General features: G+C 43.9%; 18 protein-coding genes. 14 read left to right on the top strand and 4 right to left on the bottom strand.

Annotated features, from left to right (window positions below):
- Positions 1-69 precede the first annotated feature (69 nt).
- From ABDV94_RS17910 to ABDV94_RS17845, 14 genes are all read left to right on the top strand, one after another.
- Positions 70-555, top strand: coding sequence for a hypothetical protein (locus tag ABDV94_RS17910; protein WP_343748588.1), 486 nt, complete (start codon positions 70-72; stop codon positions 553-555).
- A complete protein-coding gene (locus ABDV94_RS17905) occupies positions 552-1,295 on the top strand; it encodes an aspartyl/asparaginyl beta-hydroxylase domain-containing protein (protein WP_343748587.1) in 744 nt (247 codons plus the stop codon). Before ABDV94_RS17910 ends, ABDV94_RS17905 begins: the two co-directional genes overlap by 4 nt.
- A 242-nt stretch (positions 1,296-1,537) precedes the next feature.
- Positions 1,538-2,578, top strand: a complete 1,041-nt coding sequence (locus ABDV94_RS17900; protein ID WP_343748586.1) for a DUF4407 domain-containing protein — start codon at positions 1,538-1,540, stop codon at positions 2,576-2,578.
- Positions 2,579-2,756: 178 nt separating this feature from the next.
- Positions 2,757-3,533 carry a dienelactone hydrolase family protein gene (locus tag ABDV94_RS17895; RefSeq protein ID WP_343748585.1) on the top strand — a complete coding sequence of 259 codons (777 nt, stop codon included), beginning with the start codon at positions 2,757-2,759 and terminating at the stop codon, positions 3,531-3,533.
- 121 nt (positions 3,534-3,654) lie between these two features.
- Positions 3,655-4,317: an SGNH/GDSL hydrolase family protein gene (locus ABDV94_RS17890; protein ID WP_343748584.1), complete on the top strand. Its 663-nt coding sequence runs from the start codon at positions 3,655-3,657 to the stop codon at positions 4,315-4,317.
- 94 nt (positions 4,318-4,411) lie between these two features.
- Complete coding sequence (fahA, locus tag ABDV94_RS17885) at positions 4,412-5,695, top strand: fumarylacetoacetase (RefSeq protein WP_343748583.1); 1,284 nt, start codon at positions 4,412-4,414, stop codon at positions 5,693-5,695.
- A gap of 195 nt (positions 5,696-5,890) precedes the next feature.
- Positions 5,891-6,325, top strand: a complete 435-nt coding sequence (locus tag ABDV94_RS17880; protein ID WP_343748582.1) for a hypothetical protein — start codon at positions 5,891-5,893, stop codon at positions 6,323-6,325.
- A gap of 64 nt (positions 6,326-6,389) precedes the next feature.
- Positions 6,390-7,124 (top strand): SIMPL domain-containing protein, encoded by a 735-nt coding sequence (locus ABDV94_RS17875; protein WP_343748581.1) that lies wholly within the window; start codon positions 6,390-6,392, stop codon positions 7,122-7,124.
- A 132-nt stretch (positions 7,125-7,256) separates the two neighbouring features.
- On the top strand, positions 7,257-9,467 hold the full coding sequence (locus ABDV94_RS17870) for a bifunctional (p)ppGpp synthetase/guanosine-3',5'-bis(diphosphate) 3'-pyrophosphohydrolase (RefSeq protein ID WP_343748580.1): 2,211 nt from the start codon (positions 7,257-7,259) through the stop codon (positions 9,465-9,467).
- Positions 9,468-9,564: 97 nt separating this feature from the next.
- The gene (locus tag ABDV94_RS17865; protein WP_343748579.1) at positions 9,565-10,527 is read left to right on the top strand and encodes a hypothetical protein; all 963 of its coding nucleotides are present in this window, start codon (positions 9,565-9,567) and stop codon (positions 10,525-10,527) included.
- A gap of 409 nt (positions 10,528-10,936) precedes the next feature.
- A complete protein-coding gene (locus tag ABDV94_RS17860) occupies positions 10,937-11,392 on the top strand; it encodes a transcriptional repressor (RefSeq protein WP_343748578.1) in 456 nt (151 codons plus the stop codon).
- The gene (locus tag ABDV94_RS17855) at positions 11,392-11,745 is read left to right on the top strand and encodes an STAS domain-containing protein (RefSeq protein ID WP_343748577.1); all 354 of its coding nucleotides are present in this window, start codon (positions 11,392-11,394) and stop codon (positions 11,743-11,745) included. Before ABDV94_RS17860 ends, ABDV94_RS17855 begins: the two co-directional genes overlap by 1 nt.
- Complete coding sequence (locus ABDV94_RS17850; protein WP_343748576.1) at positions 11,742-13,013, top strand: adenylosuccinate synthase; 1,272 nt, start codon at positions 11,742-11,744, stop codon at positions 13,011-13,013. Before ABDV94_RS17855 ends, ABDV94_RS17850 begins: the two co-directional genes overlap by 4 nt.
- A 58-nt stretch (positions 13,014-13,071) precedes the next feature.
- Positions 13,072-14,625: an OstA-like protein gene (locus tag ABDV94_RS17845; RefSeq protein ID WP_343748575.1), complete on the top strand. Its 1,554-nt coding sequence runs from the start codon at positions 13,072-13,074 to the stop codon at positions 14,623-14,625.
- 153 nt (positions 14,626-14,778) lie between these two features.
- Here ABDV94_RS17845 and ABDV94_RS17840 read toward each other — a convergent pair whose 3' ends face one another.
- From ABDV94_RS17840 to ABDV94_RS17825, 4 genes are all read right to left on the bottom strand, one after another.
- Positions 14,779-15,975, bottom strand: coding sequence for a WG repeat-containing protein (locus ABDV94_RS17840; protein ID WP_343748574.1), 1,197 nt, complete (start codon positions 15,973-15,975; stop codon positions 14,779-14,781).
- Entirely contained in the window at positions 15,975-16,997 is a 1,023-nt protein-coding gene (locus ABDV94_RS17835; protein ID WP_343748573.1) for an AI-2E family transporter, read from the bottom strand. The genes ABDV94_RS17840 and ABDV94_RS17835 overlap by 1 nt, the downstream gene beginning before the upstream one ends.
- 162 nt (positions 16,998-17,159) lie before the next feature.
- A complete protein-coding gene (locus ABDV94_RS17830; RefSeq protein ID WP_343748572.1) occupies positions 17,160-18,338 on the bottom strand; it encodes an acetyl-CoA C-acyltransferase in 1,179 nt (392 codons plus the stop codon).
- A 78-nt stretch (positions 18,339-18,416) separates the two neighbouring features.
- A complete protein-coding gene (locus tag ABDV94_RS17825; RefSeq protein ID WP_343748571.1) occupies positions 18,417-18,767 on the bottom strand; it encodes a four helix bundle protein in 351 nt (116 codons plus the stop codon).
- Positions 18,768-18,781 lie beyond the last annotated feature (14 nt).

Here is an 18,781-nt window from a genome sequence, read left to right as displayed (position 1 = left end):
AAAAACAACATATCAACAAGTTCTGAAGAATTTCTGTATTTTCATCCTCAGAAAAGCTATTCACCTCCCATGGAACGCGAAAAAATCATCCAATTTTTACATCAAACAGGAATTCAGGTTGTAGAAACCGAACTACCCGGAGATTGTTTCTTACCCGGACTTGCGCTGGGACAAAATACCATTCTCATGGATCCGGAACAGTTGAAATTCCCGGGAGATTTGCTTCACGAAGCGGGACATCTGGCAGTGACGGATCCGGAACAACGATCAAAAATCGGGACAGAAGAAATGGATCCGGAATGGCCCAGTCAGGGAGACGAAATTGCGGCCATCTTATGGTCTTATGCAGCGCTGCGTTTCCTGGAAATTGAGCCGGAAGTGGTCTTTCATCCAGAAGGTTACAAAGGTCAGTCGGCCTGGCTGATCGAATCGTTTAACTCCGGTAATTACATCGGGCTTCCCCTGCTGGAATGGATGGGACTATGCAACGGGCCGGAAAAAGCGGCGAAAACGGGGACGAAGGCTTTTCCTGACATGTTAAAATGGGTACGATGAGTGAAAATACGGTCATTAAACACCTCAAATTTCCGGTTCAGTTCGATGGACAGAAACTGGCACACGACCTGTCTTTGGTTCTCGGTAGCGAATGGGTTCCGCATTTCAATACCGGGGGCTATACCGGAAACTGGAATGCGCTTTCCCTGTATGCCAAAAATGGCGATGCACAGCATATTTTTGTTCCGATGGCGGATGATGCATCGATCACGGAAACCCCGCTGATGAAAAACTGTGCCTACTTTCGGGAAGTAATCCAAACATTTCAGTTCCCGATTCTTTCGGTTCGCCTGCTCAAACTGGAAGCCGGTGCTGAAATTAAGCCGCACCGCGATCACGAACTGGGCTATGAAGACAACCAGTTTCGCCTGCACATTCCGGTGGTGACCAATCCAGGTGTGGAATTTATCCTGGACGGAGAAGAACTGAAAATGCTTCCGGGAGAGTGTTGGTATGCCAACGTCAACTTCGTGCATTCTGTGGCAAACCGGGGAAAGGAAGATCGTGTGCATTTAGTCATTGACGGAGTACGGAACGCGTGGTCGGATGAATGGTTTTTTGCCCAGGCGCCGAAATCCCGTTTTGAAACCGAGAAAAAAGAAGTTCGCTCGGCAGCATCCATCCTCAGAACCATTGAAGAGTTAAAAGGTAATCCACAAACCGCTGCGCATCCGTTGATCGCTCTTTTAGAAGAAGAGCTGAACGGTTTGCCGAAAAGAAGCAGCGGATTGGATGAGTAAATGCTGCTGCAATTGTTTAAAAGGGGAGAACGTTCAAATTTTATCCTTTAAACCTTTTGAATCGAGCAAGTTGAGTCAGTCGAAGTTTAAACTCGCATAGAACGAACGGTGTTTCAAAAGGTTGGCCTTCCGGAGGTATTTTATTGTTTATTAACAACCATTCACCGATTTTCTTTTCACAGGATTCTAATTTCGCTGTAACTTAAATTCTTCAAACCCATTTATAGGGCTAAACGGATTATATGGCGGAAAATTCAAATCAAATCAAACAGAAAAAAGAATCTGAATCAGACCAGACAACCGAAGTGTTGTGGTGGTTTTCCACAGCAATCAAGGAATTGATCCAGGATTGTACGGTCGACCGGAACAGGTATAAAATTGTTGGCTCTGCAATGCTTTTTACCTGGCTCTATGCTACGCTGGCGTGGGGTTATTTCTGGAGTACCAACTCTGATTCGCCGTTTTTGTTCGTTACCCTGGGAATTTTCATGGGAGGTTTCGTATTGTCGATAGACCGCGTGTTGATTTCATCGATCAATAAAAAGAAGAACAACATTGTTGCTATCATCCTCCGGATCGTTATGGCGTTGTGTATTGGTGCTTTCCTGGCACAGCCGATCATTCTCTTCATTTTTAGTTCGGATGTGGAGCGCGAAGTACCGCTTTTGCTCGATAAAAAACTGGCAGAGAAGAAGGTGGAAATCGAACAAGTGTACCAAACGCGGAAAGAGGAATTGCTGGCGAATAAGAAAAAGCTGGAAACGGAACTGAAAGAAAAGAACGACCTGGCAATCGAGAAACAAAACGACTACCTGAAAGAAATTGACGGAACGGGAGGTTCCGGGAAATACGGAATCGGTGGAATTGCCGAGGCTAAAAAGAACAGTTACGCCATTGCGAAAGAAGACCTCGAAAAGCAGGGAAAAACGATCAACACCGAATTGGAAAAAATCAATGTCGAATTGGAGGAAATCAACCAGAAAGTGACCAAAAGTGTGGCTGAATTTGAAAAAACACTCGACGGAAAAGGTTTTTTGATCAAGAAAGAAGCGTTGCAATCGCTTTTCGAAAAAGACAAAACCCGCAGTTTGCAGAACCAATATTACCTCTTGATGGTGATTCTGACCTTGTTTGAACTGATCCCGATCATCAGTAAGCTATTTCTTTCATACGGAGCATACGATACCAAAGTAGCTTTGAGAGAAGCATACGAAATGAAAGTAGCGGAAGTGGAATCTGAGAAAGCATTCGAAACGAAAGAACGGGAGATACGCTCAGTGTAATGACAAATGCTGATTTATGAATGACGAGTTAAAAAGATTTTGTTTTAGGAATTCGTAATTCGTAATTCGTAATTCGTAATTCGTAATTCGTAATTCGTAATTCGTAATTCGTAATTCAGTGTTAGGAATTAAAATCAGTTGTATCTTTGATAACGTAAAACATCAAATTTTAACTGGTATGAAGCGACTCATTCTTTTAGCATTGCTTTTCAGCGCAAACAGTGTATTCTCACAAAAACTGGATTCCGTACAGTATTCCATTAACGGACAATCATTCACCGGATTTTATGCAAAGCCGGAAAAACTGAGTAAAAAAACAAAGACGGTTCTGATCGTTCACGAATGGTGGGGATTGAACGATTATGTTAAAACACGTGCGCTTCAGATCGCCAAAGAAGGAAACATTGCTTTTTGCATTGATATGTACGGAACGGGCAAAATAGCTGCCAATCCGAAAGATGCGCAAGCATTGGCAACACCTTTTTACACTGATCCGCAATTTTCCTACGACCGTTTCATGGCCGGTTATAACAAAGCTATGACAATACCGGGAGTGGATGCTTCCAAAGTCATTGCAATCGGGTACTGTTTTGGAGGTTCGGTAGTTTTGAACGCTGCCAAAATGGGAGCTCCGGTAGATGCAGTGGTAAGTTTTCACGGTGGTTTGGCAGGAATTCCGGTCGACAAGACTAAGCTGAAAGCAGCGGTATTGGTGTGTAACGGTGCGGCAGATTCATTTGTTCCGGAAACAGACATCGTCGAATTTAAAAAACAGATGGCGGATGCCGGAGCCGATTTCACGTTCATCAATTATGCAGATGCAACCCATGCTTTTACCAATCCACACTCAACAGAAACGGGAAAGAAATTCTCCATGCCGATTGCCTATAACGCGGCAGCAGATAAAAAAAGCTGGATTGACTTCAACAAGTTTATGAAAGAGAAAGTCAAATAAATTCAAAAGTGAAAATTGAAAAGGCAAAAGCAGACTGAGCGGAGTCGAAGTCGCTTTTTGCCTTTTCAGGCGTTTTCTTCCCGCTTTTAATCCAAAGCAGGTTCCCGCTCGTATCTGAGTCATGAAATGGACTAATATGATTTTCGGACTATTCCTGATGTTAATCGGGGCTGCTTGTTCCACATCCCGAAAAGGAGTTTCTTATCTGGCATTGGGAGATTCCTATACCATCGGTGAAAGTGTGCCGGTGAACCACAATTTTCCCTATCAGTTGGCTGACTCGATCAGTCGTAACGGCAGGAAATACGAAAGTCCCTCGATTATTGCCCGCACCGGTTGGCGCACTGACCAGCTCATAAAGGCAGTCGAATCAGCTCATCTCGAAAAGGAGTACGATCTGGTGACGTTGCTGATTGGCGTAAACAATGAGTTTCAGGGGAGATCTTTGCAGGAATATGAACGGGATTTCAGAATCTTATGTCAAAAGGCTATAGAACTGGCTGGAAACAAAACAGATCGGGTATACATTCTTTCCATTCCGGATTACGGTTATACTCCTTTTGGAGAAAAGAACCGAGAACGCATTTCCCAACGAATTGATTTGTTTAATGCATCCAATCAACGGATTTCCGATTCCCTGAGTCTGCATTACATTGACATCACCGGAATTTCAAGAAGAGGATTGAATGAAACCGGTTTGGTAGCTGCTGACGGTTTGCATCCAGCTGCAGGGATGTATGCGCTTTGGGTTGAAGAGATTCTCAAAAGCATGAACATAAAGTGAGTCTTTTTACGGGATGGGTTGAGACTTTTATCCTCATTTTTATCGGGTTTCCTGCAATTAAGGATTATCTTTGTTGTTATAAAAATGAAAGACAATGTCACAAATCCCTGCAAATAATCCCGCTTTGAAATCCTGGATCGAAGTTTCTTCGGATTCGGATTTCCCGATTCAGAACATCCCTTTCGGAGTAGTCAAGAGTGAAAACCTGACTCCGCATGTTGCATCCCGGATCGGGAACAAAGTCATTGATCTGAAAACACTTCATGTATTAGGATATTTGGAGAATTTACCTTTTGAGTTAACGGATTTCGATACCGACTCCCTGAATCCGATGATGAAAAAAGGGAAAAAAGCAGTACGGGATTTGAGAAACCGTTTGTCAAAATTGTTTGATGTAAACCAGCCGGATTTGCAGCAGAACGAGCAGCACGTTGCACAGGTCTTGATTCCGATAGAAAATGTGCACATGTGCATGCCGGTTCAGATTGGCGATTACACCGATTTTTATTCGAGCAGAGAGCACGCAACGAACGTAGGAACCATGTTCCGAGATCCTGCAAATGCATTGCTTCCGAACTGGTTGTGGCTGCCTGTAGGTTACCACGGAAGAGCCAGTTCCATTATTATTTCGGGAGAACCGGTACACAGACCGAAAGGTCAAATCAAGCCGAACCCGGATGAACCGCCGATTTATGCTCCGTGCAGAAACCTGGATTTCGAATTGGAAACAGCATTCATTACCTTCGACGGAAAGCCATTGGGAGAATCCATTTCGACAGAAGAGGCAGAAGATTATATTTTTGGAATGGTGTTGTTCAACGATTGGTCGGCAAGAGATATTCAAACCTGGGAATACGTTCCGCTCGGACCTTTCCTGGCGAAAAACTTCGCATCGTCTATTTCTCCGTGGATCGTGACCCTGGATGCATTGCAGCCATTTAAAACAGACGGTCCGGTACAAGATCCGGAAGTACTTTCTTACCTGAAATACGAAGGGCAGTTGTCCTACGACATCCAGCTGGAAGTGTTTATTGCGCCTGAAAACGGGGAAGAAACCAAAATCTGTACGTCCAACTTCAAATACATGTACTGGAATATGGCACAGCAGCTGGCGCATCATACGGTGAACGGATGTAATATTCGTCGTGGCGATTTGATGGGTTCAGGAACCATTTCCGGACCAACACCGGATTCATACGGATCGATGCTGGAATTGGCGTGGAAAGGAACAAAACCGCTGCAAATGAATGACGGAACAGAACGTAAATTTATCCAGGACGGAGATACTGTGATCATGCGCGGATTCTCTTCCAAAGACGGAGTTCGAATCGGATTCGGAGAAGTTTCCGGGAAAATCCTTCCGGCGAAAGCGAATTAAATTCTGTTTCCCGAGAATCGCCTGGATATCGAAGATTGGCTAAGTTGAAGTGTGATTGCGTGTGCGATAAAAACGGACGTCCCTGATTCAGAGATAAGTCATACAACGGAAACGTTGAAAAAAAATCCACCGAAAGGTGGATTTTTTTGTTTGTACAAGACTGTAATTTTGCATTTCACTTCATACCCTTATTCAATGAGAAAAATTGCAAAAGTTCTGTTTCTTCTGTCTGTTTTAACGGTTGTGCTAAGCGCCTGCTCGAAAGAAAAGCGCATTGAGCACTGGTTGGTACGAAAAGACGGAAAATGGGATGTTACGTCGATTGATTACAAGTATTATGTCAACAACACGCTGCAGTCGTCTGCGAATATTCCGAATGCAGGCAATATTGTTTTTGACAAAAAAGGATCGGTGGTCATGACGCTGGTTTTAAACGGTTCGCCTGAGACCAGTTCGGGAACCTGGACGAATACGAAAGACCAGATTACCATGATGTTTAACGGTGAAGCGTCGGTGTTCAAAATCCTGGATAAACCCAAAAAGGATAAGATGACCATTCAAACAACGGATTACAACAATTCTACGGGAGAGAAAGAAGAATACACCGCCTATATCAAACTGGCAGATTAGATAGCTAAGATGAATAAAAGGAGCCGTAGTTTGGATAACTGCGGCTTTTTTAGTTTCTTTCGGTATGATGAAGCAAAGCGTAAATACGATTATCATTGCTGTAGCAGTGATTATTACAGGATTTTTGTTAGCGAACGGGTATAAGAACCGGTCGAAAGTGGCAGATGCAATCAGTGTGACTGGTTCCGGGGAGGAAAACTTTACCAGCGACCTGATCGTATGGAGAGCCGGTTTTTCCAAAAAGAACTACGACCTCAAAACGGCCTACAGCGAGTTGAATAAAGACCAGCAGACGATTCGAAAATATTTGATCTCAAAAGGAATCAAGGCTGACGAACTGATCTTTGAAGCCGTAGATATTCAAAAAGACTTTGTGTACGATTACGATCAGAACGGACAGCTTCGAAATACGGTTTTTAACGGCTACCAACTGACGCAGAACCTGAAAATCCAATCGAAAAATGTAGACGGAGTAGAGAATATTTCACGGGAAGTGACTGAGTTGATCGATGCAGGTGTGGAGCTAACTTCTTATCCTCCGGAATACTATTACACGAAACTGGCTCAGTTGAAACTTAAAATGATCGAATCGGCTACAACGGATGCGAAAAACCGGGCGGAGAAAATTGCGCTGAACGCAGGTGGAAGCTTGGGAAAACTCAAAACGGCAGATATGGGAGTGTTCCAGATTACCGGTGAAAATTCTTCTGAGCAATTCTCGTGGGGTGGAAATTTCAATACGAGTTCTAAAAAGAAAACAGCCAATATCACCATCCGCCTCAAGTACGAAATACATTAAATTTCCTTCCTCCGGAGCGGTTCGTTTTCAGCTTTTCCCGGAATTAACGGCAGTCTGTTAACACTTCTTAATATTGGCTGATTATGCAGCGTTTTTCCCATTATTTTTGTAAATTCAATGGAATCTGCAAATATGGAAGCTCAGATAGATCTGGAAAAGGAACGTTTGGAAATTTTAGCTGCTTTTAAAGGGCTTTTAAGAGCAACAAAGAACAGAACCCGCCAGGATACGGCCTACATCAGAAAAGCATTTGATGTGGCGGTAGAGGCGCATAAAGACATGCGCAGAAAGTCGGGAGAACCGTATATTTATCACCCGATTGCCGTGGCGCGTATATGTGCCGAAGAAATGGGATTGGGAGCAACATCCATTGCCTGTGCCTTGCTGCATGATACCGTTGAAGATACGCATATCACACTCCAGGACGTTGAAGATCTTTTCGGTGAAAAAGCCAGAAGAATCATCGATGGTTTGACCAAAATTCCGGATGTATTTGACCAGAATACATCGGTTCAGGCAGAAAACTTCCGTAAGATGATTCTGACGATCTCAGATGATTTGCGTGTAGTGCTCATCAAACTGGCCGACCGTTTGCATAATATGCGTACGCTGGACAGTATGAGTCCGGAACAACAGCTCAAAATTGCTTCCGAAACAAAATTCCTCTATGCTCCGCTGGCACACCGTTTGGGACTTTATTCCATCAAAACGGAACTGGAAGACCTGGCGATGAAATACACTGAGCCGGATATTTACCGGAACATCCAGTTGAAACTGAAGTCGACGGAAGATGTGCGTAACCGCTTTATCCGCCGGTTCATCAACCCGATTCGCGAAGGGCTAAACCGGGAAGGGTACCATTTCGAGATCAAAGCCCGGACGAAATCCATTTCTTCGATCTGGCGAAAAATGAATAGCAAAGACCTGCCTTTTGAGGAAGTATTTGATTTGTTTGCTGTTCGTATCATTCTTGATACACCGATCGAAATGGAAAAGGCTGATTGCTGGAGAGTGTATTCTATTGTGACTGATTTCTACCAGCCGAGTCCGGATCGTTTGAGAGACTGGATTTCAACTCCACGTGCAAATGGCTACGAATCCCTGCACACGACGGTGATGTCGCCGCAAGGGAAATGGGTTGAAGTGCAAATCCGTACGAAGCGGATGGACGAGATTGCCGAGAAAGGGTTGGCGGCACATTACAGGTACAAAGAAAATCAGAAGGACGACAGTAAGTTTGACCGCTGGATTTCAGAAATCCGCGACTTGCTGGAAAATCCGGATGTGAACGCAATGGACTTCGTGGAAGAGTTTAAAATGAACCTGTTCCATGATGAGATTTATGTGTTTACCCCGAAAGGAGATTTGCGTGTGCTTCCGGTGGGAGCCACAATCCTGGACTTTGCCTACGACATTCACAGCGATATCGGGAACAAATGTATCGGTGCAAAGGTGAATAACCGCCTGGTTCCGCTCAGTTACCAGCTTCAGAATGGAGATCAGTTAGAGATCATTACTTCGTCGAAACAAAAACCGACGGAAGACTGGTTACGCCTGGCAGGAACAGCGAGAGCGCGTCAGAAGATCAAATCGGCACTAAACGAAGAGCGGAAAGAAATTGCTGCGGATGGAAAAGAAATCCTGGAGCGCAAATTCAAACAGCTTCACATCCAGTTCAAATCAGAGAATATCACGACCCTGGAACGTTTTTACGGATTTTCATCCGCTACAGATTTGTATATCCGCATTGCAAAAGGAAAACTGGATTTATCCAAACTGCGTGAGCTGGATAATGTAAACGGACTTCTGCAGCTGGAGAAAAAAGTGACTCCGAATAAGGATAAGCACGAACTTGATGTTTATCCGAAAATCAATAAAAAAGAAGACACCATCATCATCGGGGAGGATTTCAAAAATATCCAATACCAGATGGCACGTTGCTGTAACCCGATTCCGGGAGATCCTGTTTTCGGATTTATCACTATTTCGGAAGGAATCAAGATTCACCGTATCAACTGCCCGAATGCAGAGCATTTGCAGTCTAAGATGGCCTACCGCTGCATCAAAGCACGATGGAGGAGCCAGGATTTGGTTGCGCGTGTTGCTGCAATCCGCCTGATCGGGATCGATGATGTGGGAATCGTGAACAAAATCACAGAAGTCATTTCAAACGAGTTGAATGTCAATATGAAATCGATTTCTTTCGAAGCCAATGATGGGTTGTTTGAAGGACGGATTCATGTATTGGTTTTTGATACGGAGCACCTCGATATCCTGATGCGCAAATTCGAACAGGTAGAAGGAGTGAAACGTGTGGAGCGTTACGATACGAAAGAGGATTAGGTGTATTGTCCAGGTATTCGGGATTTAAGGAATTTTAACGTCTGTTTAACACTTTGACTTCGAAAGGGTTGCTACATTTAGCTCAAACCTAATGCTTATGAAGCGAATTGTTATCCCTGCATTGATTTCCTTGTTTTGTTTGGGATTTAGCCAAGCCTATGCCCAAAGTTGCTCTGGTGGGAAAAGCAGCTCAGGAAGGAGTGGCAGGAGTAGTAGCAGTAGCTCTCATTCCGATGAAAAAAACAAGGATGCAACTCCGGATTCCGAGAGATTCGACCCGAATCACATGGGGAATCTTACTCCTGAAAAACACGGTGTGTTGCGTTTCGGTTACGGAGTCAATGCCATTGTAGGAATGAACCAAAACCAGGTGAACACCATGCGGTTTCGTGATTTGTCCTGGTTCAATGATCATGTTGCTCATGTTTTTGATTTTTCAGGAAGCTTGGGAGTCAGCCAGAAATGGGGGCTTGGAGTTTCATTTGCCTATCAGAAATTAGGGGATTTTGCTTTTTCCAGAACTTATCAGCCGGAAGATTACCTGGGGCCAGGAAGTCAGCAGACAAAAACGACTCCGTTAACTGCTGCGTGGGGTTTAAAAGCCCGAACCTATACACCGTCACTCTATGCTGAATACAATTTCCTGAAAATGGGAGCGCATTTCAACGGATTTGTACGTGCAGATTTGGGGATGACCGTTTACAGGGCTTACATGGATGTTCATTACCAGGATACGTGCGGTTGCAGTAAAATGGTGGTTTCTGATTGGGAAATGGCATCTTCGCTGAATGTCGGTTTGGGAATCGGTTTCCGGTGGGAATACGAGTTTATAGGCTTAAAAGCACTGGTGAGTTACCAGGCCCAGACGAAGGTCAACTTCAGGGATGCAGACACTTATTCCAACTATTCTTTCGATTTTGATGCTGCACATTATAATTTCGATGGTCGTCCGGCAGCTAATAAGTTCACGATTGTGAAATCCGGAGACCAGGGTTTGGCGAAATACGATCCCTTGTATATCCAGTTCATGCTCTATTTCCGGTTGGGGTCGAACAGGTAGAAGGAGTGAAACGTGTAGAGCGTTACGATACGAAAGAGGATTAGAGTGTGAGATTTGCGCGAATTCGTAAAATTGCAAAATGATATTTTTGCTGAATGGCCTTTTGCCGGGAGTTTTTTCTTTCTTTTCACCGCTGTTTTACTCCTGAATTTTAGTTTTCAGTGAAGAAACAATAGTTATCATTTGTGTAAAACAATTTACACGATTCGTAATCATACGAATTTGCAAAATTTAGATTTCATTCGGAAATGAAACGATCACCGATGCTCCGGGGAAGAATCATCCAGGTACTTACCCGGAAGAAATGTGCAGAAAACCCGTTATTACGTTGAAAACTTCTCACAATGTGGAATCTTCATGATGCTAAAACAGAAAAAAATAACTACTTTTGCCCTTTCAACATGGTCAGATGCAACAACAAGATCTGCAGTTAACGGTCAGAAATATATTTTCAGCATATCTGGAGCAAAACGGGCACCGAAAAACTCCTGAGCGCTTTGCCATACTCTCTGAAATATATAACTACAAAGGACACTTTGATATCGAATCCCTGTATATCAAAATGAAGAACCAAAACTACCGTGTTTCCAGAGCAACATTATACAATACGATTGAATTGCTGTTGGCCTGCAACCTGGTTCGTAAGCATCAGTTCGGGAAAAACCTGGCTCAGTTTGAAAAATCTCATGGATCAAAACAGCACGACCACGTTATCCTCACGGATACAGGTGAAGTGATCGAATTCTGTGATCCCCGCATTCAAAGTATCAAAGCAACGATCGAAGAAATTTTCGGCGTTAAAATTCAACACCATTCCCTTTACTTCTATGGAGTTAGAAGCGAAGAGGATGAACAAAATCAATAATGAGTGCGCAGTTTGACATAACGAAGTCGTCGAATTTTGTATTGGTCAAAATTTCAGGAAGAATCATTTCCGATGAAGGTTTGGCAGATGCACTGAATCAGACGGAACAGGTATTGTCGGGCAATCTGAAAGCCGTTTTGTGCGATTGTTCCACCTTGGAATACTGCAACAGCACCGGCTTGAATTTCTTTGTACGCATACTGACCAGATCACGGAAAGCAGGTCTTGACTGTGTATTGGTCAATTTACAGCCGTCCGTAAAAAAGCTATTCGAAATATCCAAATTAAACGAAATTTTTAGCTGCTTCAATTCAACAGAAGAAGTTGAAGCGAAATTTAACAAAGTCACATGAAAGTAGATGTTCTTTTAGGATTACAATGGGGAGATGAAGGGAAAGGAAAAATTGTAGATGTTCTCACCCCGCAATACGATATTATCGCTCGTTTTCAGGGCGGGCCGAATGCCGGTCATACGCTGGAGTTTGAAGGAGTGAAACATGTTTTGCACACGATTCCTTCAGGAATTTTCCACGGAAATGTGATTAACCTGATCGGAAACGGAGTAGTGATCGACCCGGTTGTTTTCCAGAAAGAATTGGAGAAACTGGCTCCGTTCAATATTGACGTAAAACAACGTTTGATCGTTTCCAAAAAAGCACATTTGATTCTTCCGACGCATAAATTGCTGGATGCGGCATCTGAAGCTTCCAAAGGAAAAGACAAGATCGGAAGTACCTTGAAAGGAATCGGGCCTACATATATGGACAAAACAGGCCGTAACGGTCTGCGTGTCGGAGATATTTCGTTGCCTTCGTTCAAGGAAAAATACCAGGCATTGGTGGAGAAACACCTGAACCTGCTGAAGCATTACGAAGGATTCGAATTCGATCTGTCTGAGCTGGAAGGCCCATGGATGGAAGGAATTGAAGTGCTGAGAGGATTGACAGCTGTTGACAGTGAACAATACATGAACGAAGCAATGAAAGCCGGTAAAAAAGTATTGGCAGAAGGTGCGCAGGGAACGATGCTGGATATCGACTTCGGAACCTACCCGTTCGTAACTTCTTCCAACACCGTGACCGCAGGAACGTGCACCGGATTGGGAATCGCACCTTCTAAAATCGGAGATGTGATCGGGATTTTCAAGGCATACTGTACCCGCGTTGGTTCAGGACCTTTCCCAACAGAACTGGATGATGAGATCGGAGAGAAAATCCGTAAAGAAGGACGGGAATTCGGTGCAACAACCGGAAGACCACGTCGTTGCGGATGGATCGACCTTCCTGCAATGAAATATGCTATCATGATCAATGGTGTAACCGAATTGGCGATGATGAAAGCAGATGTTTTGGACACATTCGAAACCATTCGTGCATGTACGAAGTACAAAGTAGACGGAGTGGAGCAGGATTACATGCCGTATGACATTGACGGAATGACGATTGAACCGATTTACGAAGACCTTCCGGGATGGAACAAAGACCTGACTGGTTTGACTTCCTATTCCGATGCACCAGAGGCGTTGAAGGATTACGTAAACTATTTGGAACAACATTTGCAAGTGCCGGTAACAACCGTTTCGGTTGGTCCGGATCGCAAGCAAACTTTGACAACAAAATAAATTGAAATTATTCCATGCACATACTTATCGAATTGCGCTTTTTTTAAGCGCAATTTTTGTGTGCACACACTTTTCATATGGACAGAACTGGCTGGAACTCTTGCCGGGAGCAAAAAAACTGTCGTATGATGAACGCACCGGAAAACAGCGCCTGACGGGGTTCCTGAATTTCAAATACCAGGGAAATGTCATGTTTTGTGATTCAGCGCACTACAAAGAAAAAACCAACGAGGTTTGGGCTTATGGAAAAGTGCAGATCAATAAAGCAGATACGCTGAATCTGTTTTGTGATTCCCTTTATTACAACGGAAGAACCAAATTGGCGAAGTTGTGGGGACATGTCCGAATCCGTGACCGGGAATACAAAGTCACTTCGGATTCACTGGATTACGATGCAGCCAGTTCGAAAGCAATTTACCGGAACAAAGGAAAAATCGAGAATATCACCACGAATGAAGTACTCACGAGTAAGTTCGGATATTTTTATCCCAATACGGAAGAGGCTTTTTTCAAGGGAGATGTCGTGTATAAAAGCGACAACCTGAAATTGACCACCGATACGCTGCATTACAACTACCTGGTGCATAAAGTATTCTTTTACGGCCCGACTGTCGGGACAACGAAAGATTCGAAATTTTACTGCGACCGGGGATGGTATCACGTAGAAACAGAAGAAGGTTTACTGACTCACAATGCGAAAATAGACCAGGCTCCGCGGATCATTACCGGCGATAGTTTGTTCTATGCCCCGAAGCGGAAATATGCGCTTGGAAAAGGAAATGTACAGATGGTTGATACGGCGCAGAAAGTACAATTCAATGCCGGACACTTCACCTCGGATGGAAATACACTCACGGATGTTTTGACGGATTTTCCGCTCATCCGGATCATGAAGTCGAAGGACACGCTCTTTTTGCGAGCCGATACGCTGGTTCATCTGCGCGACACGCTGGAAAAAACGCTGCGAATCAGGGGAGGGCAGGATGTCCGGATTTTTCAGAATAAAATCCAGGGAGTGTCTGATTCATTGGATTACAAAAAGGCAGACGGAATCATGGATTTGTGGGGGAATGCCCATTTCTGGAGTTATAATTCGGAATTGACCGGTGATACCATTCGTGTATTTATTGTGAATGACACCTTAATTCAAAAAGCACACTTGTATCCAAAAGCATTTGCAGCCAATGAACTGGATTCCGGGAGATATTACAACCAGCTTGCAGGGAAAGAGATTTGGTCGTATTTCAAGAACAATGAATTGGTGCGATCAGATGTAATCGGTCAGGCGAAAACCATCTTTTACCCGGAAGACGAAGAAAAAACAGACACAGCCATTGTGGTGAAACGAATGGGGCTGAACCGCATTTTCTCATCGGATATCAAGGTGTATCTCGATAGTGGTGAAGTGGTCGGCGTTTCGTACATCAATCAACCTGATGGTAAGTTTTTCCCGATGGATCAGATCGATAAGGAAGAACAGTTTTTACCTGAATTCAAATGGCATCCGCTCTTGCGCCCGAAAACGTGGCAGGAATTACTGAAACCGCGTGAAATCATCAAGGAGGAAGAGCCGAAAGATTCGGAGAATAAACGAAAAAATGCGGGCAACTAATACTTATCTGGTGCGAACAAACCTTTGTGTAAGTTTGGTTTTAAGAGTTGTATAAATATGAGGCGATCGTTAGGAGCCTCAAAATTCGTGAATTCGTGGCTTTTGATTCAATAAGTATTTAATCTAATTTTGGGTTAATGTGATCATCCTGGATTAATTGACAGGTGTCAACTTTCCATCAACAGCTGCGCGATATAAAACAAACCCCTTTTCGGTTTCTTCGATCACGATTCCTTCGTCGGGTTTGACCTCAAAAAAGCGGAAATCTGTCAGCAATTTGCCTGTTCCGTCCATCAATGCGAAATTATAGCCTTTACTGTCGTTTTCTTCGTGATTGGCTCTGCGCTGAACGGCATATAACTGATGTTCGCCTTCCGAAATGAGCGCAATGACCTGTTGAAAATCATTTCCACCGATCAATTGCCCGTTCAGGTTGAGCACTCCCATGAACTTTTCTTCGAGTGTTTCCGAATCAATTTCCGAATCCGTTGAAGACACCAGGGAATCGTACTGACCAAGTTCTTCAGGTGTTTGTGCAATGCCCAGTTTGGGGAGTGTTGTTGTGAGTGTCTTTCGGAGATTATCTCCGGCTTCAAATACAAACTGGCCATTTCCGACTGAGCGAATGCTTCTGAAAATAAACGGGAAGAGAATAACGCCGTTTTTGTCAATCACGCTCGTTTGATTGTGGAAGAAAACTTGTGCATAGCCGTAGCTGAAATCGTCGGCTGAACTAAACTGTTCCCGGATTTCGAAATCTCCTTTCCGGTTGATATAACCGATTAATCCGCCTCTGCTTGCAACTGCCAAACCTTCTGAAAATGGACTGGCATACGTGAATTTGTGATCAACAATGACGTGATTTTTCTTGTTGATGAAACCGTATTTCCCTTTCAGTTTCGTCAGGTAAAGCCCTTCGCTCGGAGCGGCCATTTCTTCGTATTCAAACGGAATGATGATTCTCCCGACTGTGTCAATCAGCCCGAATTTCCGGTCGCTGTTTTGGGACGCAATGATATAACCTTCGTCTAGTGCGAGCAGGCTGTTGTATTGGCACGGAAGCACCTGTTTGAGCTGTTTGTTGTAGTAGCCCAGGGAATACGAGCGTTCGTAGCCATTCGACTTGTTGATTTTGAACACGAACAACCCCAGGTTGTTTTCAATGATCCGGGAATATACGAACGGGATGATTTCTTTTCCGCTGGCAGATTTCACACCGACCTGCCCGGCTGCATTGGTTGTAATGACGTTGGTTCCTCCGAAAACGGGAACGGGTTTGTTTTCGTCTTCAAACTGTGAAAACGCATGCAGGGAACCAACCAGGAAACAAGAGATTAACAAAGTCTTCATCAGTGTTCAATTTCTCCTCTCTCCGAAAGCAAAATAGCAATTCCCCGGGTAGCCTTGAATTTGGAAAAGATGATCACCATGATAACGGTAATCGGAACGCTGAGGAACATACCGGGAAGTCCCCAGATGAAACCCCAGAAACCAAGAGACAGAATCACGACGATCGGGCTCACGTTCATGGTATTTCCCATGACTCTTGGTTCTACGATGTTTCCTGCAAAAAACTGGATGGATCCGGTACTGAACAGGATAATCAGTGATTCGCTGTAGGAGCCGTATTGGACGATGGCAAAAATTGCAGGTAAAAAGGAACTGATTAACACTCCGAAGAAGGGGATAAAGCTGAACATGAAGATTAGCAAAGCCCAGAAAAACGGAGCGTTTAAGCCCATAAGTGCGAAAATCAAATAGCAGATTGTAGCCGATACCATGGCGATCAATGATTTGATTCCAAGGTAATTGGTAATTGCTTTTTCGATTCTGCGAATTACTTCGATGCGTTCGTCGTAAGCGGCTCTTTCCGGAAACAATGCCTTCACCTTAAATTTAAAGGAAGATTCTTCCATGATGATGAAGAGCATGTAAATCAATACGATCACAACATTGGAAATGATTGTTTGCAGGGAGCTGAGTGCCGACGTGAAGTATTTGCTGATTAAGTCATTCGAATTGAAACTCCTGGTCAGATCTTCGATTTTGTAATGAGAAATCTGGTCAAAATCTTTCATAATCGCCGTCAGGTTCTTGTTGTAAACGTCGTAATATCTGACCAGTTCCTGGATGTTTTTCTCAAAAATGAGCCCGATTACCCAAACGGTAGAAAATAGGATCGTGGTGCTCAGGATGGTTTTGAGCCATTTGGGAAACCACTTGTCGCGTAGCCCGATGATGTAGAACAGGGAACGGATTTTCCGCATCAGAAGCCACAAAATCGTTGCAAACATAAGTGGGATAATGAGACTCTGCCCCAAATAAAGTATCACAACGACAATCGAAAAAATGATCAAGGCGTGGCTTGTCATCTGGACTTTTGAAACTTTCTGAGGGGTATTTTCCATATTCTTTTCGAAAATAAGAAAAAGCTCGCCACGTTTTTAGTTTTACAAAATTATAACATGAAAAACGCCACCTGTCATCCCGTTGATTTTCGGGAAACAGATGGCGTTTCGGATATTTCGGATGAATTATTTCAGCAATTCGATCACTCCAGCAGCTCCTTGTCCGGTTCCGACGCACATGGTCACGACACCGTATTTTTCTTTTCTTCTGCGAAGTTCGCTCAAGAGCTGAACCGTTAGTTTCGCTCCGGTACAACCCAGTGGGTGTCCTAGGGCAATGGCTCCACCGTTCACATTGACGATATCCTGATTCAAGCCTAATTCGCGAATCACGGCTAACGATTGAGAAGCAAATGCTTCGTTCAATTCGAATAAGCTGATATCGTTCAGGCTCAACCCTGCTTGTTTCAATGCTTTCGGAATAGCTTCCACCGGCCCGATTCCCATGATGCGTGGTTCTACACCAACTACAGCATAGCTGTGCAGGCGTGCAATCGGTTCGATGTTCAGTTCCTTCATCATTTTTTCAGACATCACCATCACGAATGCCGCTCCGTCTGAAGTTTGAGAGGAATTTCCGGCAGTAACACTTCCCTGGGCATCGAATACCGGTCTTAGTTTTGCCAGTCCTTCCAGGCTCGAAGCGCGCGGGCCTTCATCTGTTTCGACGATGTAATTTTTAACCTGTCTTTTTTCGTTTTCGTCCAGGAAAATGTGTTCTACTTCGATCGGAACGATTTCGTCTTTGAATTTTCCTTCAGCCAACGCTCTCAGTGCTTTTTCCTGGGAATGCATCGCAAATAAATCCTGGTCTTCACGGCTCACGTTGAACTGTGATGCAACAGCTTCTGCGGTCAATCCCATTCCCCAGTACCAGGTCGGATTTTCTTTTCCCACTTTCGGGTTCGGAACAATTCTCCATCCTCCCATTGCCATTACGGACATGGATTCAACTCCACCTGCAATGATGCAATCGGCCATTCCGGCTTCGATTTTCGCTTGTGCAATGGCGATGGTTTCCAATCCGGATGAACAGTAACGGTTTACGGTCATTCCTGGAACTTTGTCTGTGTGTAATCCCATCAAAGAGATCAAACGTCCGACGTTCAATCCTTGTTCTGCTTCCGGAGTTGCATTTCCCACGATCACATCATCGATACGTGTTTTTTCTACTTGCGGTACGCTTGCTACGAGATGTTCAATGACGCGTGCCGCCAAATCATCAGGCCGAAAGAAGCGCAATCCTCCTTTCCCTGATTTTCCTACTGCTGAGCGGAATCCCGCTACGATATATGCTTTGTTCATTGTTTTAAAGATTTGAGACTTAAGACGCAAGACAAAAGACCTTTGTTATCAAATGCTTTTGCTTTCGTCTACCGTTCTTTAATTATTTATTTTCTGTTTGAATCCGATTATCATACGTTGTAAATTTTGACACTTTTCAATAATTGTATGAGTCTCTGCCTGAAACAGGTCATGAGCAATTATCAACTGTGTTTCCAATTCAAAACTTGATCCCAGTGCGATGTCCAGAAAGTGTGAAAACTCTTTGATTGAACTCCGGCTGCTTCCCTCTGCAATATTTGAAGGTACGGAAATAGCACATCTTGACATTTGAGACTTTAGTCCGTAACGTTCGTCCACAGGAAAATCAGAAATTACAGCATAGACATCTTTTACTACGTCCATGGATATAATCCAGATTTCCAACTTTCGAAAATTATGTTTAGCCATTATTGTTGAATATT

Source organism: Fluviicola sp., from assembly GCF_039596355.1.
Lineage (GTDB): Bacteria > Bacteroidota > Bacteroidia > Flavobacteriales_D > Crocinitomicaceae > Fluviicola.
Note: the sequence above shows the minus strand (reverse complement) of the source record. Positions and strands in the feature narration are given on the sequence as shown.